This window comes from Rhizobium sp. WSM409, from assembly GCF_057653825.1.
In genome coordinates this window covers 4,268,761-4,289,853 of sequence record NZ_CM172794.1, presented here as the reverse complement: position 1 = coordinate 4,289,853, position 21,093 = coordinate 4,268,761, and the positions used below count along the sequence as shown (strand labels likewise).

Annotated in this window: 21 protein-coding genes; 13 read left to right on the top strand and 8 right to left on the bottom strand. The window is 60.7% G+C overall.

Translation table 11 applies throughout. The annotated features are described in order from the left end of the window. Nucleotides 1-47: 47 nt before the first annotated feature. Nucleotides 48-620 (top strand): NADPH-dependent FMN reductase, encoded by a 573-nt coding sequence (locus AC25BC_RS21095; RefSeq protein WP_012759452.1) that lies wholly within the window; start codon nt 48-50, stop codon nt 618-620. A gap of 162 nt (nt 621-782) precedes the next feature. Here the strand turns inward: AC25BC_RS21095 and AC25BC_RS21090 are convergent, their stop codons facing one another. From AC25BC_RS21090 to AC25BC_RS21075, 4 genes are all read right to left on the bottom strand, one after another. Next, on the bottom strand, nt 783-1,544 hold the full coding sequence (locus AC25BC_RS21090) for an amino acid ABC transporter ATP-binding protein (RefSeq protein ID WP_012759451.1): 762 nt from the start codon (nt 1,542-1,544) through the stop codon (nt 783-785). Then, nucleotides 1,541-2,221, bottom strand: coding sequence for an amino acid ABC transporter permease (locus tag AC25BC_RS21085; RefSeq protein WP_012759450.1), 681 nt, complete (start codon nt 2,219-2,221; stop codon nt 1,541-1,543). The genes AC25BC_RS21090 and AC25BC_RS21085 overlap by 4 nt, the downstream gene beginning before the upstream one ends. Nucleotides 2,222-2,434: 213 nt before the next feature. Next, complete coding sequence (locus AC25BC_RS21080; RefSeq protein WP_012759449.1) at nt 2,435-3,208, bottom strand: amino acid ABC transporter substrate-binding protein; 774 nt, start codon at nt 3,206-3,208, stop codon at nt 2,435-2,437. Between the two features lie 151 nt (nt 3,209-3,359). Beyond that, nucleotides 3,360-4,310: a DMT family transporter gene (locus AC25BC_RS21075; RefSeq protein ID WP_012759448.1), complete on the bottom strand. Its 951-nt coding sequence runs from the start codon at nt 4,308-4,310 to the stop codon at nt 3,360-3,362. Nucleotides 4,311-4,441: 131 nt separating this feature from the next. Here AC25BC_RS21075 and AC25BC_RS21070 point away from each other — a divergent pair, with 131 nt between their 5' ends. The 4 genes from AC25BC_RS21070 to hisC all read left to right on the top strand — a co-directional run bounded on the left by AC25BC_RS21070 (nt 4,442) and on the right by hisC (nt 9,000). Beyond that, nucleotides 4,442-5,218 carry a DeoR/GlpR family DNA-binding transcription regulator gene (locus tag AC25BC_RS21070; protein ID WP_041935598.1) on the top strand — a complete coding sequence of 259 codons (777 nt, stop codon included), beginning with the start codon at nt 4,442-4,444 and terminating at the stop codon, nt 5,216-5,218. 63 nt (nt 5,219-5,281) lie between these two features. Further along, nucleotides 5,282-6,472 carry an MFS transporter gene (locus AC25BC_RS21065; RefSeq protein WP_012759446.1) on the top strand — a complete coding sequence of 397 codons (1,191 nt, stop codon included), beginning with the start codon at nt 5,282-5,284 and terminating at the stop codon, nt 6,470-6,472. A gap of 199 nt (nt 6,473-6,671) precedes the next feature. Continuing rightward, nucleotides 6,672-7,922, top strand: a complete 1,251-nt coding sequence (ispG, locus tag AC25BC_RS21060) for a flavodoxin-dependent (E)-4-hydroxy-3-methylbut-2-enyl-diphosphate synthase (protein ID WP_012759445.1) — start codon at nt 6,672-6,674, stop codon at nt 7,920-7,922. Between the two features lie 16 nt (nt 7,923-7,938). After that, nucleotides 7,939-9,000: a histidinol-phosphate transaminase gene (hisC, locus tag AC25BC_RS21055; protein WP_012759444.1), complete on the top strand. Its 1,062-nt coding sequence runs from the start codon at nt 7,939-7,941 to the stop codon at nt 8,998-9,000. A 9-nt stretch (nt 9,001-9,009) separates the two neighbouring features. Here hisC and AC25BC_RS21050 read toward each other — a convergent pair whose 3' ends face one another. Then, the gene (locus AC25BC_RS21050; RefSeq protein WP_012759443.1) at nt 9,010-9,924 is read right to left on the bottom strand and encodes a polyprenyl synthetase family protein; all 915 of its coding nucleotides are present in this window, start codon (nt 9,922-9,924) and stop codon (nt 9,010-9,012) included. Between the two features lie 135 nt (nt 9,925-10,059). Between AC25BC_RS21050 and mtgA the strand changes: the two genes are divergently transcribed. The 5 genes from mtgA (at nt 10,060) to AC25BC_RS21025 (ending at nt 13,221) form a co-directional block, all read left to right on the top strand. Then, a complete protein-coding gene (gene mtgA, locus AC25BC_RS21045) occupies nt 10,060-10,797 on the top strand; it encodes a monofunctional biosynthetic peptidoglycan transglycosylase (protein WP_041935597.1) in 738 nt (245 codons plus the stop codon). 146 nt (nt 10,798-10,943) lie between these two features. Further along, on the top strand, nt 10,944-11,666 hold the full coding sequence (locus tag AC25BC_RS21040; RefSeq protein WP_012759441.1) for a DUF1868 domain-containing protein: 723 nt from the start codon (nt 10,944-10,946) through the stop codon (nt 11,664-11,666). A 13-nt stretch (nt 11,667-11,679) separates the two neighbouring features. Continuing rightward, nucleotides 11,680-12,327, top strand: a complete 648-nt coding sequence (locus tag AC25BC_RS21035; protein ID WP_012759440.1) for a glutathione S-transferase family protein — start codon at nt 11,680-11,682, stop codon at nt 12,325-12,327. Between the two features lie 155 nt (nt 12,328-12,482). After that, a complete protein-coding gene (gene rpmF, locus AC25BC_RS21030) occupies nt 12,483-12,668 on the top strand; it encodes a 50S ribosomal protein L32 (RefSeq protein ID WP_003543812.1) in 186 nt (61 codons plus the stop codon). A gap of 145 nt (nt 12,669-12,813) precedes the next feature. Further along, complete coding sequence (locus tag AC25BC_RS21025; RefSeq protein ID WP_012759439.1) at nt 12,814-13,221, top strand: hypothetical protein; 408 nt, start codon at nt 12,814-12,816, stop codon at nt 13,219-13,221. Here the strand turns inward: AC25BC_RS21025 and phaR are convergent. Next, on the bottom strand, nt 13,216-13,788 hold the full coding sequence (gene phaR, locus AC25BC_RS21020) for a polyhydroxyalkanoate synthesis repressor PhaR (RefSeq protein ID WP_012759438.1): 573 nt from the start codon (nt 13,786-13,788) through the stop codon (nt 13,216-13,218). The two genes, AC25BC_RS21025 and phaR, sit on opposite strands and share 6 nt — an antisense overlap. 237 nt (nt 13,789-14,025) lie before the next feature. Here phaR and AC25BC_RS21015 point away from each other — a divergent pair, with 237 nt between their 5' ends. Continuing rightward, the gene (locus tag AC25BC_RS21015) at nt 14,026-15,207 is read left to right on the top strand and encodes an acetyl-CoA C-acetyltransferase (RefSeq protein ID WP_012759437.1); all 1,182 of its coding nucleotides are present in this window, start codon (nt 14,026-14,028) and stop codon (nt 15,205-15,207) included. Nucleotides 15,208-15,278: 71 nt separating this feature from the next. Continuing rightward, on the top strand, nt 15,279-16,004 hold the full coding sequence (gene phbB, locus AC25BC_RS21010; RefSeq protein WP_012759436.1) for a beta-ketoacyl-ACP reductase: 726 nt from the start codon (nt 15,279-15,281) through the stop codon (nt 16,002-16,004). A 589-nt stretch (nt 16,005-16,593) separates the two neighbouring features. On the opposite strand, the gene AC25BC_RS21005 is transcribed toward phbB, so the two are convergent. Both AC25BC_RS21005 and AC25BC_RS21000 read right to left on the bottom strand, forming a co-directional pair. Further along, the gene (locus tag AC25BC_RS21005; protein ID WP_003589657.1) at nt 16,594-16,851 is read right to left on the bottom strand and encodes a YMGG-like glycine zipper-containing protein; all 258 of its coding nucleotides are present in this window, start codon (nt 16,849-16,851) and stop codon (nt 16,594-16,596) included. 27 nt (nt 16,852-16,878) lie between these two features. Further along, on the bottom strand, nt 16,879-17,034 hold the full coding sequence (locus AC25BC_RS21000; RefSeq protein ID WP_007632343.1) for a DUF3309 family protein: 156 nt from the start codon (nt 17,032-17,034) through the stop codon (nt 16,879-16,881). Between the two features lie 810 nt (nt 17,035-17,844). On the opposite strand from AC25BC_RS21000, the gene AC25BC_RS20995 reads away from it, so the two are divergent. Beyond that, nucleotides 17,845-21,093 (top strand): helicase-related protein, encoded by a 3,249-nt coding sequence (locus AC25BC_RS20995; protein WP_128407300.1) that lies wholly within the window; start codon nt 17,845-17,847, stop codon nt 21,091-21,093.

Here is a 21,093-nt window from a genome sequence, read left to right as displayed (position 1 = left end):
TTGCGCTCCCACCATCCGCCCCCAAGACCAATCAGGAAATGATATCAATGAGCAAGTTGAAGATTGCCGTTATCGTCGGCAGCACGCGTATTGGCCGTTTTTCCGAGCATCCGGCCAAGTGGATTGCCGCTATCGCCGCCGAACGGCAGGACATTGAGGTCGAGGTTCTCGACCTGCTCGACTACCCCATGCATTTTTTCGGTGAGCAGCGTGCCACGACCGCTGAAAGCGAAACGGCAGAGCGCTGGAAAAAGAAGCTGCGTGAATTCGATGGCTTCATTTTCACAGTTGCCGAGTACAATCACGCGCCGACTGCGGTTTTGAAGAACGCCATCGACCTCGGCGAGTTCATCCACAAGCCGGTCGGTTTCGTCGGTTACGGCGGCGTTGGCGGCGCACGTGCGGTGGAGCATCTTCGCCTGATCTTCGTGGAAATGGGGGCGGCTTCGGTGAAAACGGGCGTGCATATCGCGCTTGGCGAATATCTCGGCGTCCTCAAGGAAGGCAAGAGCCTCAGCGATTACGCCCATCTCAACGAAGCGGCGAAGAACCAGCTCGATCAGCTCATCTGGTGGGGTAATGCGCTGAAGGCGGCGCGTGCCGTCGTCACGGCCTCCTGATTGGAGTTCCAGCCATGCCGGGATCTTCGCATCCCGGCATTAGTCTAGATCCGGATGATTTTAGGCCAGGTCGGCCTAGAATCTGAATCCGGATCTAAATCAAAGAAATGGAGCATGATGTCGTCCGAAAACCGCTCACACTTTTCGGCATCATGCTCTAGCTCAGATATCGTAAGTATGGGCGGCGTTAATCGTCGAGATGAAACGTTTGGTGCGTTCCCGCTCCGGCGCGCTGAAGATCGCTCTGGCGCTGCCCGTTTCCACCACGATGCCGGCTTCCAGGAAAACAACGTCATTGGCGATCTTCGAGGCGAGCCGAAGATCGTGGGTCGCCATCACCATCGTCGTGCCTTCGCTGGCAAGTTGGCCCAGTACATCGACCACTTCGGCCGAAAGCTCGGGATCGAGGGCGGATGTCGGCTCGTCACAGAGAAGCACGCGCGGCGAGGGCGCCAGTGCGCGGGCGATCGCAACGCGCTGCTGCTGGCCGCCCGACAGCGTCGAAGGCCAGGCATCGGCCTTGTCGGTCATGCCGACCTTGGTCAGCAATTCCATCGCACGCTCGTGGGCCTTTTCCCTCGGCCATCTCAGTACCGTCACCAGGCCTTCCATGACATTCTCGATCGCGGTCTGATGCGGGAAGAGCTGGAAATTCTGGAAGACCATGCCGGTCTGGCGGCGGATCTTCTGGATCGCCGGCCAGCTCGTTCGTTTGCCCGGTACAAAGGCCAGCTTCTCCTCTCCGAGGCGGATAGAGCCGGCGGTCGGAATTTCGAGCAGGTTGATGCAGCGCAGCAGTGTGCTCTTGCCGCCGCCGGAAGGCCCGACCAGCGCGGTGACGCTGCCTTCGGGGATACGGATGCTGATATCCTTGAGGATGACGGCGTCGCCGAAGCGCTTTTCGATGTTGGAAAGCTCGATCATGCATTTGCCTCCAGCATGCCGCCATAACGCGCGAAGCGGCGTTCCAGCCGCACCTGCAACTGCGAGAGGACGGAGCTCAGGACGAGATAGATCAGCGCCGCCTCGATATAGAGGATCAACGGCTCATAGGTGGTGGCGACGATGCGCTGTGCTGCCTGGAAGAGCTCGGGCACGGTGATGGCCGCAGCAAGCGAGGTGTCTTTGACCAGCGAGATGAAGGTGTTCGACAAAGGCGGCACGGCGACGCGGGCGGCCTGCGGCAGGATGGTGCGGCTCATCGCCTGGCGCCAGCTCATGCCGATCGAATAGGCTGCTTCCCATTGGCCCTTCGGCACCGAAGAAATGACGGCGCGGATGATCTCGGAGCTGTAGGCGCCGATATTCAGCGTGAAGCCGATGAGGGCGGCCGGAAAGGCATCGAGCAGGATGCCGAGGCTCGGCAGGCCGTAGAAGATCACGAAGAGCTGCACCAGCAGCGGCGTGCCGCGGATGACCCAGACATAGAAGCGCGCGACGGCCGAAAGCGGCATCGGCCCGAAGAGCCGGGCGATTGCGGTGGCGAGCCCGAGGGCCAGGCCAAAGACGAAGGATAGCAGGGTCAGCGGAATGGTGAAGATCAGCCCCGCCCACAGGAGCGAGGGTAGCGATTCCGCCATCAGTTGGAGCCAGTGCGCCAAGGGAGTTGCCTCTCGTCAGTTGGGTCGTGATATCCGAAATACCCCTCCCCAACCCCTCCCCACAAGGGGGAGGGACTTATCCAGGTGCCGGCTCACACGAAATAGCGACCGAGCGGCAGGCCGAAACGTTTATTTGGAGATGAGACGGCCCGCCGGCTAAGCCCCTCCCCCTTGTGGGGAGGAGTTGGGGAAGGGACTTTTCTTCAGTTGAACTTACTTGGAAACATCCTGGCCGAAATACTTGTCGGCGATCTTCTTGTAAGTGCCGTCGGTCTTGATGTCGGCAAGCGCCTTGTTGATTTCGGCGAGAAGCTCCGGCTCGTTCTTGCGGATGATGACGCCGGAGTAATCGGCGTTTTCCTGCTCGGCCACGATCTTCACCGGCGCGTCCGGCTTGTGCTTCTTGAAATCGAGGAAGGAGAGGCTGTCGTTGATCGTGGCGTCGGCGCGCTTGGTCAGCACCAGCTGGATCGATTGATCGAAACCGTCGGTGCCGACGAGCTCGGCACCGGCTTCGGTTGCGAGCTTGCCGAAGTTGCTGGTCAGCGACTGGGCGGACTTCTTGCCCTTCAGGTCGGCGAAAGACTTGATGCTGTCGTCGCTATCGCGGGCGATCAGCACGGCCTTGGAGGCGATATAGGGCTCGGAGAAATCATACTTCTGCTTGCGGGTTTCGGTGATGCCGACCTGGTTGATGACGGTATCGTAGCGCTTGGCATCGAGGCCAGCGATCAGGCCATCCCACTTGCCTTCGACGAACTCGGCTTTGACGCCGAGCTTGGCGGCGATCGCTTCGCCGATCTCGACATCGAAGCCGACGAGCTTGCCGCTTTCGTCATGATAGGTGAAGGGCGCATAAGTGCCTTCGGTGCCGATCTTGAAGACGCCGGCCGATTTGATGGCGGCGAGGTTTTCACCTGCATGGGCAGGCAGGAGGGCCGCGGCCTGAATGAGGGCGGCGGCGGCGACGGTTTTCAACCAGTTCATTGTTTCATCCATCCTTGGGAGTTGTTATCGGATGGGGATAGTTGTCAGAAAATTATGGCGCCGGAAGCGTAGAAAACTGCGAATAAAAGCAGCAACTGCAAATATTTTTCTCAAACGGCCGCTCGAACCATGAATCCCGCAGAAACAGGCATCAGGCGGTGATGCGGCGGCGCAGTTTTTCGCTGATGATGATGATCAATCCGGCGCCGAGGATTATCGCCGCGCCGACGACCACATTCTGCGTGGGGATGTCGGCCCAGATCAGATAGCCCAAGAGGAAGGCCCAGATGAGAGAGCTATACTCGAATGGCGCAAGCACGGAGACGGGCGCCTGACGCATGCCTTCGAAAAGGGCGAACTGCGCGCAGCCGGCAACGATGCCGGTGGCGATGAGGAGCGCGAGCTGTGTCATATCGGGGGTCTGCCATGTCCAGATCACGGCAACGCCGGTCATGGCAAGGAAAAAGACGTTGGAAACGGTGAGCTGGATAATCGTCTTCTCATGCAGCGAGGTCTTGCGCAGCAGCACCATGGCAGAGGCCCAGAGCACGGCCGCCTGCAGCGCCAGATAGACCGGCCAGGAGATGGTGAGGCCGACCGGATTGCAGGCGATGAGGACGCCGACGAAGCCGACGCCGACCGCCAGCCAACGCGCCGGCGTGACCTTCTCCTTCAGGATGAACCAGGCAAGCAAGGTGCCGACAACAGGTGCGGCGTAATAGAGCGTGGTCACTTCGGCAAGCTGCAGGCGGCTTGCGGCGGAATAGTAGGAAAGCCAGGCGCAGAGAAGAAGGATGCTGCGGGCAATCATCGGCTTGATGATCGGCGATGTCATCGTCTGGTGGACGAGCTTGCCGCGACCATAGGCGAGACAACCGACGAGGATGGTGAGACTGCGGAAAAACAGGATCTGCCAGACGGGAATGCTTGAAGCCAGGATCTTGATGATCGCGTCATGGAAGGTGAACGCCATATAGGCGAGGCTCGTGAGCAGGATGCCCAGGCTGACGGAGTTTTTCACGGGGAGAACGGACCAGGTGGCGGATATGCCGGCGGGAATCGGGAATGACCAATCGATATTCCCGCCTCCCGGGCCGGTCAATAGGGCATATTCGCTCTGGTGGTGGAGCTTTGTTTCGAAACGTCAGAAAACGTGTGACCGTGCATGTTGCCTGCATGATCATAAGCGTTTATGCACGTTTTCGGTTTGTGAGGTCTCGATCCGGTAGGAACATGCAGGATTTTCTGTTGCGAGAGCGCCAAGGCGTGATTTCCGAGAGGCTGCGGCTGAATGGCCGCGTGCTGGCGACGGAGCTTGCGCTCGAATTCGGCGTCTCCGAGGATACGGTGCGGCGGGATCTGCGGGAGATGGCGGCGGCAGGGCTCTGTGAGCGGGTCTATGGCGGCGCATTGCCGGTCTCGCCGGCGCACGGAAGTCTGACGCAGCGCATCGGCTTTGCCGCTGACCGGAAACAGGCGCTGGCGCGCGCTGCGGCAAAGCAGATTGCCGCCGGTTCGACCGTGTTCTTCGACGCCGGCAGCACCAATCTGGCGATTGCCCACGCATTGCCGGCCGAACTTGCGCTGACGGCTGCGACCAATGCGCCGGCGATTGCCGCAGCTCTGATCGACAAGCCTGCCGTCAACGTCATTCTGATCGGCGGGATGGTGGATCGGCAGACGGGCGGTTCGCTCGGCGCCAAGGCCTTGCGGGATATGGAGCAGATTTCGCCCGATCTCTGCATTCTCGGCGCCTGCGGCGTCGATCTCGAGGCCGGCATCACGGTGTTCGGCTTCGAGGATGCGGAGTTCAAGCGGTTTGCGACATCCAGGAGCAAAAGGGTGTTGGTGGCTGCAACCTCGGAGAAATTCGACACGGCTGCCCCGCATAGCATCCTGCCGGTTGCGCATTGCGAATGCCTGGTCGTCGAGCACGATGCCGATCCGGCCATTCTCGCCCGTTACCGCGAGCGCGGATGCAGAACTGTTCTCGCCGAGAAAACGAACTGAGGCGCCATCATAGAGTTTAGGGAAACCGGGCGGGTGAAAGCCCGGCAATGAGGAAGACCGGAAATGGATAGTCATGTGAGTGCGCCGGGAGCCCGGAGCGGCTTCATTACCAGAAGCAGGGCGGCGGTTTCCCTGCTCTTTCTTATGAATGGTTTTGTCGTCGGCTGCTGGGCGCCGAAGATCCCGGATTTTGCCGAGCGTCTGGCGCTGACCAAGTTCGAGCTTGGGCTGATGATCCTCGTCTTCGGCGTCGGCTCGCTGGTCATGATGCCGATCGCCGGTGCGCAGATCGCCAAACACGGCTCGCGTGTCGTCGTTCAGGTCCTGGCCGTCTCTGTGCTGCCGTTGCTGCTGGCATTGACGCTGGCGCCAAATGTGCTGACCGGGGCAATCTCGCTCTTCCTGTTCGGCGGCTTCATCGGCGCAATGGATGTGGCGATGAATGCCAATGCAGTGTCGGTCGAGAAATCCATGCGCCGCGCCATCATGTCGTCCTGCCACGCTTTCTGGAGCCTTGGCGGACTGATCGGCTCAGGTCTCGGCGGCATCGTGATCTCCAAGCTCGGTATTCTCGGCCATGCGCAACTGGCGACGGTGCTGGCGGCGATCTTCCTTGCCGTCGCCTGGCCGATGATCCTTGCGGATCCGCCGCATCCCGACGCCAAGAAGGAAAAGACGAAGCTGCCGATGGTACCGCTGCCGTGGCTGCTCGGATTGATGGCGCTGTTCAGCATGGTGCCTGAAGGCGCTGTTCTCGACTGGGGCGCGCTCTATCTCCGGCAGGAAATGGGTGCATCCGTGGCGCTTTCCGGCCTTGGTTTCGCAGCCTTTTCGGCGACCATGGCAATCATGCGCTTTGCCGGCGACCTGGTGCGCGACCGCCTGGGCGGCGTCAAGACGCTACGCATCTGCACTTTGTTTGCCATTGTCGGCATGCTGCTTGCCGGCCTGGCGCCCAATGCCGAGCTTGCCATCCTGGGCTTTGCGTTTTGCGGTATCGGCATTTCCAACATGGTGCCGATCGCTTTCTCGGCGGCGGGCAATATTCCCGGACTCAAGCCCGGCATCGGCATCTCGGTGGTCACGACCATGGGCTATTCCGGCATGCTGGTTGCGCCATCGTTGATCGGCTTCGTCGCCGAGCATATCGGTTTTGCCGTCGTTTTCATGGCGCTGCCGGTGCTGCTCATCGTCGTTCTGCTGCTCTCCAACCTGGCCCATTATGCCGATGAGACCTCCGGAGGCGGTCACTGAGCCGCCTCCCAACAAAAGTGATATCAGGGGCGGTTGACAAGCAGCCGGCCTTGATCCACCTGAAAAGCACCGTTTCTAAAGCGCGTCGCAATCTTTCAGATTTGCTCCTCACGCTTTAGGTTTTTATTTTTCGCATGTCGTTATCGCAAAACCGCTGCACACTTTTGCGCGACATGCTTTAGGGGTGCAAGAACTCTCCATGTTGTCAGCCGCCGATTTTGATCCGAAACCGCGCCGCGCTTCCGTTGCCGTCGATGTCGGCGGCGTCATCGTCGGCGGCGGGGCGCCGGTCGTCGTGCAGTCCATGACGAACACCGATACGGCCGATATCGATTCCACCGTCGCGCAGGTCGCCGCTCTCCACCGGGCGGGCTCGGAACTGGTGCGCATTACCGTCGACCGCGACGAGAGTGCAGCCGCCGTGCCGAAGATCCGCGAGCGGCTTCTGCGCCTCGGCATGGACGTGCCCTTGATCGGCGACTTCCACTATATCGGCCACAAGCTGCTCGCCGATCATCCGGATTGCGCCGAAGCGCTGGCGAAATACCGCATCAACCCCGGCAATGTCGGCTTCAAGGACAAGAAGGACAAGCAGTTCGCCGAGATCATCGAGATGGCGATCCGCTATGACAAGCCGGTGCGCATCGGCGTCAACTGGGGCTCGCTCGATCAGGATCTGCTGACGGCGCTGATGGACCGGAACGCCGAAGCCGGATCGCCGCTTTCGGCCCGGCAGGTGACGCGCGAGGCGATCGTGCAGTCGGCGCTGCTTTCGGCAGCCCTTGCCGAAGAGATCGGCCTGCCGCGCAACCGCATCATCCTGTCGGCCAAGGTCAGCCAGGTGCAGGACCTGATCGCCGTCAATTCCATGCTTGCCGAACGCTCCAATCATGCGCTGCATCTCGGCCTGACCGAAGCCGGCATGGGCACCAAGGGCATCGTCGCCTCGTCTGCGGCGATGGGCTTCGTGCTGCAGCACGGCATCGGCGATACGATCCGCGTGTCGCTGACGCCGGAGCCGAACGGCGACCGCACGCGCGAAGTCCAGGTGGCGCAGGAAATCCTGCAGGTCATGGGCTTTCGCCAGTTCATACCCGTCGTTGCGGCCTGTCCGGGCTGTGGACGCACGACGTCGACGGTGTTCCAGGAACTTGCCCAGAATATCCAGAACGACATCCGCAAGAACATGCCTGTCTGGCGCGAGAAATATCCTGGGGTCGAGGCGCTGAACGTCGCCGTCATGGGCTGCATCGTCAACGGGCCGGGCGAAAGCAAACATGCCGATATCGGCATTTCGCTTCCGGGCACTGGCGAAACGCCGGCCGCCCCCGTCTTCATCGACGGCCGGAAGGCGCTGACTCTGCGCGGTGCCAATATCGCCGCCGATTTCGAGGCGCTGGTTGTCGACTATATCGAGAAGCGTTTCGGCCAACGGACGGCGGCGGAATGAGCGCCCGCAAGTTCGGATGAGCCGGTACTGGTCGCCTATCGTCAGTAAGCTTCGGCCCTATGTCGCGGGCGAGCAGCCCCGTATCGCGAACATGGTCAAGCTCAATACCAACGAGAGCCCTTACGGTCCGTCCCCGAAGGCGCTTGAGGCGATCCGGGATGCGGCGGACGATCGTCTGCGGCTCTATCCCGATCCGACTGCTGCGGAATTGCGCGAGACGATCGCGGCCCATTTCGGCCTGACCGCAGAAGAAATATTCGTCGGCAACGGCTCCGACGAGGTTCTCGCGCATACGTTCCAGGCGCTGCTGAAACACGAGCGGCCGCTTCTCTACCCCGATGTGACCTACGCCTTCTATTCGACCTATAGCCTGCTATACGGCGTCGAAGCGATCGAGGTGCCTGTTGACGATGGGTTTCGGATCGGGCTGGAAGATTACGACAGGCCCTGCGGCGCGATCATCATCCCCAATCCGAATGCGCCGACCGGCATCGGCTTGCCACTTGCCAGTATCGAAGCACTTCTTGCCGCCCATCCGGATGCGGTCGTTGTCATAGACGAGGCCTATATCGATTTCGGCGGCGAGAGCGCTGCCGGGCTCGTTTCAACCTATCCCAACCTACTGGTGATCCAGACCCTGTCGAAGTCCCGTTCGCTTGCCGGTCTGCGCATCGGCTTCGCGCTGGGGCAGCGGCCGCTGATTGAGGCGCTGGAGCGGGTCAAGGACAGTTTCAATTCCTATCCGCTCGATCGTCTGGCGCAGCTTGCGGCGACGGCGGCGATCAAGGACGAGGCGTGGTTTGAGACATGCCGGAGGAACATCATCGCCAGCCGCGAAAGCCTCGACTCTGAACTTGAAGTTTTGGGTTTCGAGGTCTTGCCGTCCCAGGCGAACTTCGTTTTCGCGAGGCACCAAAGCCGTTCCGGGGCAGCGCTTCAAGCCGCTCTGCGGGAGCGCGGCATTCTCGTCCGGCATTTCGCCAAACCGCGTATTTCGGACTTCCTGCGGATCAGCATCGGCACGGGCGAGGAGTGTGCCCGTCTGGTTTCCGCCCTCAAAGAAATACTGACAGCCTGACCTGCCGCTTCAGCTCTTCCGGTCGGCGATGAAATGCGCCGCAGCAATGAGGGTCGAGGCACGGGGGCCGTAGGGGGCAAGCAACGCCTCTGCATCGCGGACATGCTCGCGGAGCTGGGCTTCGGCCCATTCCATGCCGCGCAGGGCCACAAGCGTTCCCTTGCCGCGGGCCGCATCCTTGCCGGTCGCCTTGCCCATGGTCGCCGCATCCGAGGTCAGGTCGAGAATGTCGTCGGCCAGTTGGAAGGCAAGGCCGATCTTTTCGCCGAAGGCGCGCAGGCGACGGCGATCTTCCGGCCGGCTTGCCGCGATGACGGCGCCGGCTTCACAGGCGAAGCGGATCAGCGCGCCTGTTTTCATCGCCTGCAGGCGGATGATGCCGGCCTCGTCGGGGGCCTGCTTTTCCGCCGCGAGGTCGAGCGCCTGGCCGCCGGCCATGCCGCCGAGACCGGCTGCGCGGGCAAGGGCCAGCACCAGCGATGCCTTGCTCGTATCGGCAAGGGTCGTTTCTGGCGCGGCGATGATGTCGAAGGCATAGGTCAGCAGGCTGTCGCCGGCGAGGATCGCCGTCGCCTCGTCGAACTTGATGTGTACCGTCGGTTTGCCGCGGCGCAGGTCGTCATCGTCCATGGCCGGCAGGTCGTCATGCACGAGGGAATAGCAGTGAACGCATTCGAGGGCGGCGCCGACGCGAAGCGCCGCCTCTGCGTCGCCGCCGAGAAGGGCTGCACTTTCGACGACGAGAAACGGGCGCAGCCGCTTGCCGCCATTCAGCACGGCATAATGCATGGCATCGCGCAGCGTCTCGGGCCTGGCGATTTCATCGGAAAGGGCACTCGGTGAAAGCAATGCGTCGAGCAGCGCCTCGATGTCGCGGGCGTTGTTCTTCAGCCTCGTCTCGAAAGTGTCCCGGTTCGCGTCCATGGGCGCTGTTTGGCATGAGCGCCCCCGGGCTTGCAACGGAATTGTCGATGGCGGCAGCAAGATTCGCCGCGCACTCTGGCATAAGCTCTGCACAGGCGTTATGAGAACGACAGGAGCGAAATCGGACTGGGGACATTGGATATAGCGCCGGAGAGAGAGGACAGCGTCGACATGCCGGCTCGTCGGCGATGGTTCGGAGACGGGCGTGTGTTGAAACGCATTGTTCTTGCCGTGCTGGTCTTGCTGATTCTTCCCTATGCGCTGATCTTTTTCTATCTGCTGCCTTTCATTCATCCCGTCTCGACGCTGATGCTGCGCGATCTCGTGCTGCTGCGGGGTTACGACAGGCAATGGGTGTCGCTTGATAAGATTGCCCCGGTTGTGGTGCAGTCGGTGATGATGTCAGAGGACGGGCAATATTGCTTTCACGGCGGTGTCGACTGGGCGGAAATGCGCATGCTGGTCGAGGATACGCTGAAAGGTCAGGCAACACGGGGCGGTAGCACCATCCCGATGCAGACGGCGAAAAACCTCTTCCTCTGGAACGGCCGCTCCTTCGTGCGCAAGGCGCTGGAACTTCCGCTCGCGGTGAGCACGGATTTCGTCCTGTCGAAACGACGGCTGATGGAAATCTATCTCAATATCGCCGAATGGGGTCCCGGCATTTACGGTATCGAGGCGGCGGCCCAGCATCATTTCAAGGTGCCGGCCTCGAAGCTGACGCGGCGCCAGGCATCGCTGCTTGCCGTCTCGCTGCCGAACCCCATCGACCGCAATGCCGGCAAGCCCGGACGAGGTCTTCGCCGGCTCGCCGGCGTGATCGAGAGACGCGCACAAGGTTCGGGCGATTACATCCGGTGCATCTATGATTGAGATCAGAACTTATCGCTAGAACAGGATGTCGTCCGAAAACCGCTCACACTTTTCGGTATCGTGCTCGAGACGTGGCAAGTGTCATCTGACATTCTTGGTTCTGCCATATGGGCGAATGCAGTCCAACCAGAGCCCCCGAGTCGCCCATGACCATCACGACATTTTCGCCCGAGCTTCTCTTTTATTCGAAGAGGCACAATCCAACCCCGCCCGCCCATCTCGGCAGCCGTTATCGCAAGGTCGGCGGCTTTCTGCCGGAAGCCGGCAACACCATCGTTTGCCATATCGAGAAGGGTTCGCAAACGCAGGCGGTGCTGATCGAGGCGCGTGAGAAATATCTGGCGATGCCCGAAGCCCCGCAGTTCCTCTTCACGCCGATATCAAGCATTCACATGACACTTTTCGAAGGTGTCATCGAGACCAGGCGCCGCCAGGATTGCTGGCCGGGCGATCTGCCTCTCGATACGCCGATCGACGACATGATAGCGCTGATGGCGGCCCGGCTCGAAGGTTTCTCGATGGCCGATCCCTTCAAGGTCGCCATCGTCGAAGCTCGCCCGTCGGGCCTGCTCGTCGACGGGGCGACGGAGAGAGACCGCAAGGTCATGCGAGCCTGGCGCAATGCGCTGGCCGAGCTTCTGGGCTATCGCCAGCCGAACCATGAGGACTATAAGTTCCACATGACCTTCGCCTATGCGATCGAACGGTTGGAAGACGAAGCCTTGCCGCGCTGGCAGGCAATGCTCGACAACGTCGCCGACGATGTCCGCCGCAAGGCCCCTGTTTTCGAGCTGACCCCGCCGGCATTCTGCGCGTTCGAGGACATGAACCATTTCCACGAATTGTTGATCTTCGATTTCGAAGCCTGAACCGGAGAGGCCCATGGATAGACCGACGCTCTACATCGCCAACAAGAACTATTCCTCCTGGTCGTTCCGGTCGTGGATGGCGCTGACGGGCGCCGGCGTCGATTTCGAGGAGGTTCTGATCCCCTTCGACTATCCTGGTGGCAATCGCGATATCAAGGCGGTCTCACCGACCGGGCGAGTACCACTTCTGCAGCATGGTGCATTGAAGATCTGGGAATCGCTGGCGATCATCGAATATGTCGCCGAGCTTTATCCGGACGCCGCCCTTCTGCCGAGGGATCGCGCCGAGCGAGCGCTCGCCCGTTCGGTTTCGATGGAAATGCTTTCGGGCTTCCGGGCGCTGCGCGGTGCCTGCCCGATGAATATCCGCCGGCCGAAGGGCAAGATCGCGTTGCCGGAGGGTGTCGACGCCGATATCAGCCGCATCGAGACGATCTGGCGCGACCTCCTGCAGCAATCCGGCGGACCGTTTCTGTTTGGCGCGTTCAGCGGGGCGGATGCGATGTTTGCGCCTGTCGTCAACCGGTTCGAAATCTATGATCTCGTCAGCCAGAACGATACGCTGGCCTATATGGAGACCATGAAGGCGCATCCGGCCTGGCGGAAATGGGAAGAGGCGGCTCGAGCCGAGCCTTGGATCGTGCCGGAAGACGAAGTCTGAGCCTGGAATCATCGGCTTTGCAAAAAATACGCATGGGGACTGGTCAAGGTCACCCCTTGCATGTATAAGCGCGCCAAATTCCGAAATCGCGACATGTCCGTTTCGGCCGCCGGTGTGGCCGTGGGAATGTTTTGCCCGCAAGTGGAGTAAGAGAAATGGCTGTACCGAAGAGAAAAACAAGCCCGTCCAAGCGCGGTATGCGCCGTTCGGCAGACGCCCTGAAGGCTCCGACCTACGTCGAAGACAAGAATTCCGGCGAACTGCGCCGCCCGCATCATATCGATCTGAAAACCGGTATGTATCGCGGCCGCCAGGTTCTGACGCCGAAGGAAAGCGCATAATTTCGCGATCCGGCTTGTCCGATCGAAGTTTCAAGGCCGGCGTCACGCCGGCCTTTTGCATTTCGACAATATAATATTTGCAATGACTTGCGGTGGGGCAAGGGTTTGCGGCAGTATTGTTCCATGATGCACTGGGAGATTGCCGATGATAGCCGCCATGCCCCTGATGATTATCCCGTTTATTCTTTACAATCTTGCGATGCTGGGCCTGATGGGCAATGGCGGAATTCCGGCACTGCAACATGATATCATCGTGCTGTCGATGATCTCGGGCGCGATCTGGAGCATGGCGCTCGGCGATCTTTTCATCGTCATCGCACTTGTCGTGCTGTTCTTCGAAATCCTCAAGGCGACCAGAACTGGTTCCGGCAATCTCGTCAACCACATGCTGTCGATGCTGGTGTTCATCGCTTTCCTGGTCGAGTTTTTGCTCGTCCGGGATGCTGCGACGCAGGTCTTCTTCATTTTGATGACGATCGCTCTGATCGATGTCATCGGCGGTTTTGCCGTGTCGATCCGAAGCGCCGGGCGGGATGTCTCGATCGGATTATAGGTTGTCGAGTTTGTTCTGAAGGGCGCGGAGCTGTTCCTTCAGCTCGTCGATATCCTTGGCCTCGGCCTTGCGGCTTTCCTTGGCAGGCGGCGTCATGAAGGGCGAGAACATCTGCATCGCCTGCTGAAACAGCTCGGTGTTGCGGCGAACATGGTCCTCGACCATCTGCATCGGCAACTGCAGGTTCTTGCCGAGCGGCGTTTCGCCGAAGGCGCGGTTTACTTGCTCGCGCATCTGGGACTGCTGTTCGGTGAAGGAGCGCATCGAATGTTCGAGAAAGCTCGGCACCACCATCTGCATCTGGTCGCCGTAATAGGTGATGAGCTGGCGCAGGAAAGAGATCGGGAGCAATGTGTTGCCGGTCTTCGATTCCTGTTCGAAGATGATCTGGGTCAGCACCGAATGGGTGATGTCATCTCCGCTTTTTGCATCTTGTACGTTAAATTCTTCGCCCTTCTTCACCATCTCCGCCAGGTCTTCCAGCGTCACGTAGGTGCTGGTGCCTGTGTTGTATAGGCGGCGATTGGCGTATTTCTTGATAACAATCTGACCCTCATGCTTCGCCATATCAGTCTCCTGAACCCCCGTCTGATTTATGGATATTCCTCCACTTGAGACTGTAAACGCAAAAGAAGGCCGGTGACAATCTCTTTGTGCGATGCGGCAAACCTTTAACAGAGCAGATGAATCGGGCTTCGACGGGCTTTACCTAAAATGACGGCGGCCGGTCTTCGCGTTTGACTTGTGCTCCAAGCTTTGCCAGTTTCCACTTATGTAAGTGAGACGAAAACGAGGAGCGTCCCCATGAGCAATCCATCCATCGTCATCGCCAGTGCAGGGCGAACAGCAGTCGGCGCCTTCAACGGTGCTTTCGCGACGGTCCTCGCGCATGAGCTCGGGGCGGCCGTCATCAAGGGCGCGCTCGAGCGTGCGGGCGTCGATGCCGGCGAGGTGGATGAGGTGATCCTCGGCCAGGTGCTTGCCGCCGGCGAAGGTCAGAACCCGGCCCGCCAGGCGGCGATGAAGGCCGGCATTCCGCAGGAAGCAACGGCCTGGGGCGTTAACCAGCTCTGCGGCTCGGGCTTGCGCGCCGTCGCGCTCGGCATGCAGCAGATCGCCACCGGCGACGCCAAGATCATCGTTGCCGGCGGCCAGGAATCCATGTCGATGGCCCCGCATGCCGCGCACTTGCGCGGCGGCGTCAAGATGGGCGACATGAAGATGATCGACACGATGATCAAGGACGGCTTGACCGACGCTTTCCACGGCTACCACATGGGCATCACCGCCGAGAATGTTGCGCGCCAGTGGCAGCTTTCGCGCGACGACCAGGATCAGTTCGCCGTCAGTTCGCAGAACAAGGCGGAGGCAGCGCAGAAGGCCGGTCGCTTTGTCGACGAGATCATCCCCTACGTCATTAAGACACGTAAGGGCGACGTTACGGTCGATGCTGACGAATATATCCGTCACGGCGCGACGATCGAGGCGATGGGGAAGCTGCGCCCGGCCTTCGACAAGGACGGCACGGTCACGGCCGCGAACGCGTCCGGCCTCAACGACGGTGCCGCTGTGGCGGTGCTGATGAGCGAAGCGGAGGCGGTCCGGCGCGGGGTCCAGCCGCTCGCCCGCATCGTTTCCTGGGCAACGGCGGGTGTCGATCCGCAGATCATGGGCACCGGACCGATCCCGGCTTCGCGCAAGGCGCTCGAGAAGGCCGGCTGGTCGGTCAACGATCTTGATCTCGTCGAAGCCAATGAGGCCTTCGCGGCGCAAGCCTGTGCCGTCACCAAGGATCTCGGGTGGGATCCGTCGATCGTCAACGTCAATGGCGGAGCGATCGCGATCGGCCATCCGATCGGCGCCTCCGGTGCGCGCGTTCTCAACACGCTGCTGTTCGAAATGAAGCGCCGCGGCGCTAAGAAGGGTCTCGCCACGCTTTGCATCGGGGGTGGCATGGGTGTGGCCATGTGCTTTGAAGCGCTTTAAATAGCATACGATCCATGTTTGATTGAAGATCCCGCCACGCGACGGGGCGAAAAACAAAAGGGGAGCGGAACATGAGCAGAGTGGCTTTGGTCACCGGGGGTACACGCGGCATCGGCGCGGCAATATCCATGGCACTGAAAAATGCCGGATACAGGGTCGCTGCCAGCTATGCCGGCAACGACGAGAAGGCCAAAGCCTTCCACGACGTTACCGGCGTTCCGGTGTTCAAATGGGATGTTTCGGATTACCTCGCTTGCGGCGAGGGAGTTGCCAGGGTCGAAAGCGAGATCGGCCCGGTCGAAATCCTCGTCAACAATGCCGGCATCACCCGCGACGCGATGTTCCACAAGATGACGCAGCAACAATGGCACGAGGTGATCAATACCAACCTCACCGGCCTGTTCAACATGACGCATCAGGTCTGGACCGGCATGCGTGACCGCAGCTTCGGTCGTATCGTCAATATCTCGTCGATCAACGGGCAAAAGGGCCAGATGGGCCAGGTGAATTATTCGGCGGCCAAGGCGGGCGATCTCGGTTTTACCAAGGCACTGGCTCAGGAGGGGGCGAACAAGAACATCACCGTCAACGCCATTTGCCCCGGTTACATCGGAACGGAAATGGTGCTTGCCGTGCCGGAGAAGGTGCTGAACGAACGTATCATTCCGCAGATCCCCGTCGGTCGGCTCGGCGAACCGGAAGAGATCGCGCGCTGCGTCACCTTCCTCGTCTCCGACGATGCCGGCTTCATCACCGGTTCGACGCTGACGGCCAATGGCGGACAGTTCTTCGCCTAGGCATTTCTGTCTTCACGTCGACAGTAGGAATTAGATTCAAAGCGATGGCGCGTCCGGCAGGATCGCGCCATCGCTGTTTGTGGGCGTCTCGTGATGCCGGTTGCGACTTTGTGACCGGAGCAGTCGCGCTGTTTCGGGAAGATCAAGAGCGGCGGTCTGTGTTCGGACGTCGCTGTGGCCTAACTCTGGCCGGTATTTTGCGCAGCGAACGATCATCGCTGCTGAACGCTGATATCGCGGTTGTCAGGAAAGCCGACGCGATGAGGGAATTCAGCAAAATCTGAATCATGGAAGCGTTTCCTTTTGGGTGCGCCGGGCGGCCCTGCCTGTCCGTTGCGCTCCAGAACAGGATGATCTTAGGCCGGGTCGGCCTAGGATCATCCTGTTCTGCATTTATAGTGAGAGCATGATGTCGTACGAAAACCGCTCACACTTTTCGGCATCATGCTCTGAAGGAAATATGTGACTCCCCGTTGGGCGGCGCTAGGTTTGACTTTCGCAACCGAATGTCAACGTCTCGTTGACGGATCGACCGACAAAGAAAACGGGCGCCGAAGCGCCCGTTGGGAGTCCGATATGCTTGTGCCGATTAGCGGCAACGAGCCTCGTAGCGGCGGCCGTAGCGGTCGCGATAGACGCAGTAGCCGCGGCGTTCGACCGACTGGCCGATCAGAGCGCCGGTCAGGCCGCCGGCAACGGCGCCGACGGCGGCACCACCCCAGCTGTTGGTGACGACACCGCCGATAACCGCGCCGGTGCCGGCGCCGATCGCCGTGCCTTGCTCGGTCGCTGTGCAGGATGCGAGCGCGCCGACGAGCGCACCAATAAGAACAATCTTCTTCATCATGTCGTAACTCCCCAGGTTAGTTGGCCTTTAGACGCGGCCCATTAGTACAAGGATAATGATAATCACGAGAACTAGCCCCAAACCGCCAGAAGGTCCATAGCCCCAGCCACGGCTATAACCCCAATTCGGCAAGGCTCCGATCAAGAGCAGAATGAGGATAACAAGTAGTATCGTGCCAAGCATGGTGTGTTTCCTTCATTTCATCCGCAATTTGGATGGACTAGAAACACGTATTGGCGATTTTTGTTCCCGGTTAAGCTCTGGAAATGTGACGAAGCCTGATTCACGGTTTAATTTCCGTCATTTCCGAAAATTGCCGCTATGGTTAAAAAGACATTTAAATACAATATGTTGCGGTGAACAAAGCGGGAAAATCGCGATGTCGCCGATTCGTCAGCGATTCGTTCCGTTTTTGATCGGCGCGCCACAATTGGCCGTCCCCGACTTAACGCCGTCTGAATCCGGCTCCCAAAAAGATTAATTTTGGTGCGGCGGAGCGGGACGAAGGGCTCTGCCGCTGATCCGCGTCTAGTGCCGGGGCCTGATAGCGCTACCAGATGTGGCCGTGAACGAAAGGCGAAAACGATGGAGTGAGCGATTCGTCTCCGATTCGTTCAGGCTTTGGTCGAGAGGTTAATTTCGGGCGGATTTTTGCCTGTTCAAAATCGGGCGAAGATTGTCGCTCACGACGGCGAAAGTGCGAACAGGAGAGAGTCTCGCGATTCAGCATCTAGTGGGAAAAAGTGATTCAAAATCAATACTTAGCCGTGAACAAAAGCTGAATCAGCGAGAGTCATCGATTCGTCGCTGATTCGTTCTTGCGCTGTTCCGAATCGGAAATTCGGGCGTTCCGCAGGACTCGCAAAGGTCGTAATCCCCGAGGCATTTTGAAATCTGCCCTTGCGTTTGCGACGGCAGCTGTCCATGTGTTGTCCAGCTTCCATCGAGGAGTCGAGATTTTCTGGGGCCACCCCGCCTCATTTGCATGGACTCATGACTCTGATTTCGCAGCCGATGATTCTGAGTGGGCGCGGTGTGACCGCGGTGCTCGGACCGACCAATACCGGCAAGACCCATTATGCCATCGAGCGCATGGTTGCGCACGGGACGGGCGTGATCGGCCTGCCGCTCCGGCTGCTGGCGCGCGAGGTCTATACGCGGGTGGTGGAGAAGGTCGGCGCACAGAATGTGGCGCTGGTCACCGGCGAGGAAAAGATTTCGCCGCCCAATGCGCGTTTTTCCGTCTGCACTGTCGAAGCGATGCCGCGCGAGACCAGGGCCGCCTTCGTCGCGATCGACGAGGTGCAGCTCGCCGGCGATCTCGAGCGTGGCCATATCTTCACCGACCGTATCCTGCATCTGCGCGGCCGCGAGGAAACGCTGCTGCTCGGCGCGGCGACGATGCGGCCGATCCTGCAGCAGCTCCTGCCCGGCATCACTATCGTCGAGCGGCCGCGGCTTTCGCATCTTTTCTATGCCGGGCAGAAGAAGATCACCCGGCTGCCGCAGCGCTCGGCCATCGTCGCCTTCTCTGCCGACGAGGTCTATGCCATCGCCGAGCTCATCCGCCGGCAGCGCGGCGGCGCGGCGGTGGTGCTCGGCGCGCTCAGCCCGCGCACCCGCAATGCGCAGGTGGCGCTTTATCAGGCGGGCGACGTCGAATATCTGGTGGCGACCGATGCGATCGGCATGGGCCTCAACCTCGATGTCGATCACGTCGCCTTTGCCCAGGACCGGAAGTTCGACGGTTACCAGTTCCGCAATCTCAATCCAGGCGAACTCGGCCAGGTCGCCGGGCGCGCCGGGCGGCATGTGCGGGACGGGACCTTCGGCGTCACCGGACAGGTCTCGCCCTTCGACGACGAACTGGTGCAGCGCATCGAGGGGCACGAATTCGACAACGTCAAGGTTTTGCAGTGGCGGACGACGGAGATGGACTTCTCCTCAATCGCATCGCTGCGCGCCAGCCTTGAGGTGGGACCGCGCGTGCCGGGGCTGACGCGGGCGCTGCCTGCGGTCGACCAGCAGGCGCTGGAACAGCTTTCGCGCTATCCCGAGGTCATCGATCTCGCCGACAGGCCGGCGCGCGTCGAAAAACTCTGGGAGGCTTGCGCGCTTCCCGATTATCGGCGTATCACCCCAGCACAACATGCCGATCTTATCGCGACCCTCTTTTCCGATCTTGTCCGCTATGGCACGGTGAATGAGCAGTTTCTTGCGGAGCAGGTTCATCGCTCCGATCGAACAGATGGGGAAATTGACACGCTTTCGGCGCGAATCGCGCAGATAAGGACCTGGACCTACGTTTCGAATCGGCCCGGTTGGCTTGCCGATCCGACACACTGGCAGGAAAAGACGCGGGAAATCGAAGATCGATTGTCCGACGCGTTACATGAAAGGTTGACGAAACGCTTTGTTGATCGCAGGACATCTGTGCTCATGAAGCGCCTGAGAGAGAATGCGATGCTGGAAGCTGAAATCAGTGTGAATGGTGATGTCTTCGTTGAAGGACATCATGTAGGGCAATTGAGCGGGTTCCGTTTCACGCCGGTGGCGGGAACGGACGGACCGGATGCCAAGGCGGTTCAGGCTGCGTCGCAGAAGGCGCTCGGGCTCGAGTTCGAAGCCCGCGCGGCCCGGATGCATGCCGCCGGCAACAGCGATCTTGTGATCGGTTCGGATGGGTTGATCCGTTGGCTGGGCGACCCGGTGGCGCGGCTTTCGGGCAGCGATCACATCATGCGTCCGCGCGTGATCCTGCTGGCCGACGAACAATTGACGGGCAATGCCCGCGATCACGTTGCTGCCCGCATCGAGCGCTTCGTCAATCATCATATCAGCACGGTGCTGAAGCCGCTCGATGATCTGTCGCGCGCCGAAGATCTGCAGGGTCTCGCCAAGGGGCTTGCCTTCCAGCTCGTCGAGAATCTCGGGGTGCTGTTCCGCCGCGAGGTGACCGAGGAGGTGAAGTCGCTGGACCAGGAGGCCCGTGCCTCCATGCGCCGCTACGGCGTGCGTTTCGGCGCCTATCACATCTTCGTTCCCGCACTTCTGAAGCCGGCGCCGGCCGAGCTCATCACGCTGCTCTGGGCGCTGAAGAACGACGGTCTCGACAAGCCCGGCTACGGCGATCTCATTCCGGTGCTTGCCGCCGGCCGCACCTCCGTCGTCACGGATCCGACCTTCGAGCGGATGTTCTACAAGCTCGCCGGCTTCCGTTTCCTCGGCAAACGTGCCGTACGCATCGACATCCTGGAACGGCTGGCCGATATCATCCGTCCGCTGCTGCAATGGAAGCCCGGTCAAAACAACCGTCCGGAGGGCGCCTATGACGGCCGCCGCTTCACGACGACGACGGCGATGCTGTCGATCCTCGGTGCGACGCTCGAGGACATGGAAGAAATCCTCAAGGGTCTCGGCTATCGCGCCGATGCCGTGAAGGCGGAAGAGGCATCAGTACATCTTGCGACGCAGGATGCGGCCTCAGTGCCTGCTGCCACTGCGGAAATGCCTGCGGAAGAGACAGCCGAAAAGGCCGACCACGACGATGCCGACGGTGCGGCGGAAGAGACTGCTGCCGAAGCGTCTGCAACCGAGGCGGCTCCGGCAGTTGCTGACGCGCCCGTGGCCGAAGCGGTCCAACCCCCCGCTCCGGTCGAAGCGATCGAGACATCGGCTCCGGTCGAAGCGTCTGGGGAAGCGGTGCACGCTCCCGAGGAAGCAGCACCTGCTCCTGGGGAAGCCGGCGAGCCGGTGGAACCGAAGCCAGTTCTTCTGTGGCGTCTCGGCGGCCGCAACGACAATCAACGCCAGGCGCGCGGCGGTCATGGCGAACGCCGTGGCGGCCAGGGCGAGCAGCGCGGTCAGAACCAGGAACGCGGCGACCGCAATCGCCGGCCGGGCGGCGGTGAAGGCGGCGAGGGCAATCGCAATGGCGACGGCCGCGACAACAATCGCCAGAACCGCGGCAAGGAAGGCGGCGGTCGCGATGGCGGCCGGCCGCAGCAGGCAAGAGGCGACCGCAACAACCAACCACGGGGCGACCAGCCGCGTGGCGACCGGCAGGACCGTGGCGATCGCAAGGATCGCGGTGACCGCAACGATCGCAACGACCGCAACAACAATCGCGGCGGCTCGCAGCCGCTGCGCTTCGAGGCCAAGCCGCCGCGTAAGGAGAAGCCGATCGATCCGGATTCGCCTTTCGCCAAGCTCGCAGCCCTCAAGGAGCAGATGAAGAAGTAG

Coding starts and splice junctions, on each gene's coding strand:
- AC25BC_RS21095 (WP_012759452.1), top strand. CDS start 48: ATGAGCAAGTTGAAGATTGCCGTTATCGTCGGCAGCACGCGTATTGGC.
- AC25BC_RS21090 (WP_012759451.1), bottom strand. CDS start 1,544: ATGATCGAGCTTTCCAACATCGAAAAGCGCTTCGGCGACGCCGTCATC.
- AC25BC_RS21080 (WP_012759449.1), bottom strand. CDS start 3,208: ATGAACTGGTTGAAAACCGTCGCCGCCGCCGCCCTCATTCAGGCCGCG.
- AC25BC_RS21070 (WP_041935598.1), top strand. CDS start 4,442: ATGCAGGATTTTCTGTTGCGAGAGCGCCAAGGCGTGATTTCCGAGAGG.
- AC25BC_RS21065 (WP_012759446.1), top strand. CDS start 5,282: ATGGATAGTCATGTGAGTGCGCCGGGAGCCCGGAGCGGCTTCATTACC.
- ispG (WP_012759445.1), top strand. CDS start 6,672: ATGTTGTCAGCCGCCGATTTTGATCCGAAACCGCGCCGCGCTTCCGTT.
- hisC (WP_012759444.1), top strand. CDS start 7,939: ATGAGCCGGTACTGGTCGCCTATCGTCAGTAAGCTTCGGCCCTATGTC.
- AC25BC_RS21050 (WP_012759443.1), bottom strand. CDS start 9,924: ATGGACGCGAACCGGGACACTTTCGAGACGAGGCTGAAGAACAACGCC.
- AC25BC_RS21040 (WP_012759441.1), top strand. CDS start 10,944: ATGACCATCACGACATTTTCGCCCGAGCTTCTCTTTTATTCGAAGAGG.
- AC25BC_RS21035 (WP_012759440.1), top strand. CDS start 11,680: ATGGATAGACCGACGCTCTACATCGCCAACAAGAACTATTCCTCCTGG.
- rpmF (WP_003543812.1), top strand. CDS start 12,483: ATGGCTGTACCGAAGAGAAAAACAAGCCCGTCCAAGCGCGGTATGCGC.
- AC25BC_RS21025 (WP_012759439.1), top strand. CDS start 12,814: ATGATAGCCGCCATGCCCCTGATGATTATCCCGTTTATTCTTTACAAT.
- phaR (WP_012759438.1), bottom strand. CDS start 13,788: ATGGCGAAGCATGAGGGTCAGATTGTTATCAAGAAATACGCCAATCGC.
- AC25BC_RS21015 (WP_012759437.1), top strand. CDS start 14,026: ATGAGCAATCCATCCATCGTCATCGCCAGTGCAGGGCGAACAGCAGTC.
- phbB (WP_012759436.1), top strand. CDS start 15,279: ATGAGCAGAGTGGCTTTGGTCACCGGGGGTACACGCGGCATCGGCGCG.
- AC25BC_RS21005 (WP_003589657.1), bottom strand. CDS start 16,851: ATGATGAAGAAGATTGTTCTTATTGGTGCGCTCGTCGGCGCGCTCGCA.
- AC25BC_RS21000 (WP_007632343.1), bottom strand. CDS start 17,034: ATGCTTGGCACGATACTACTTGTTATCCTCATTCTGCTCTTGATCGGA.
- AC25BC_RS20995 (WP_128407300.1), top strand. CDS start 17,845: ATGACTCTGATTTCGCAGCCGATGATTCTGAGTGGGCGCGGTGTGACC.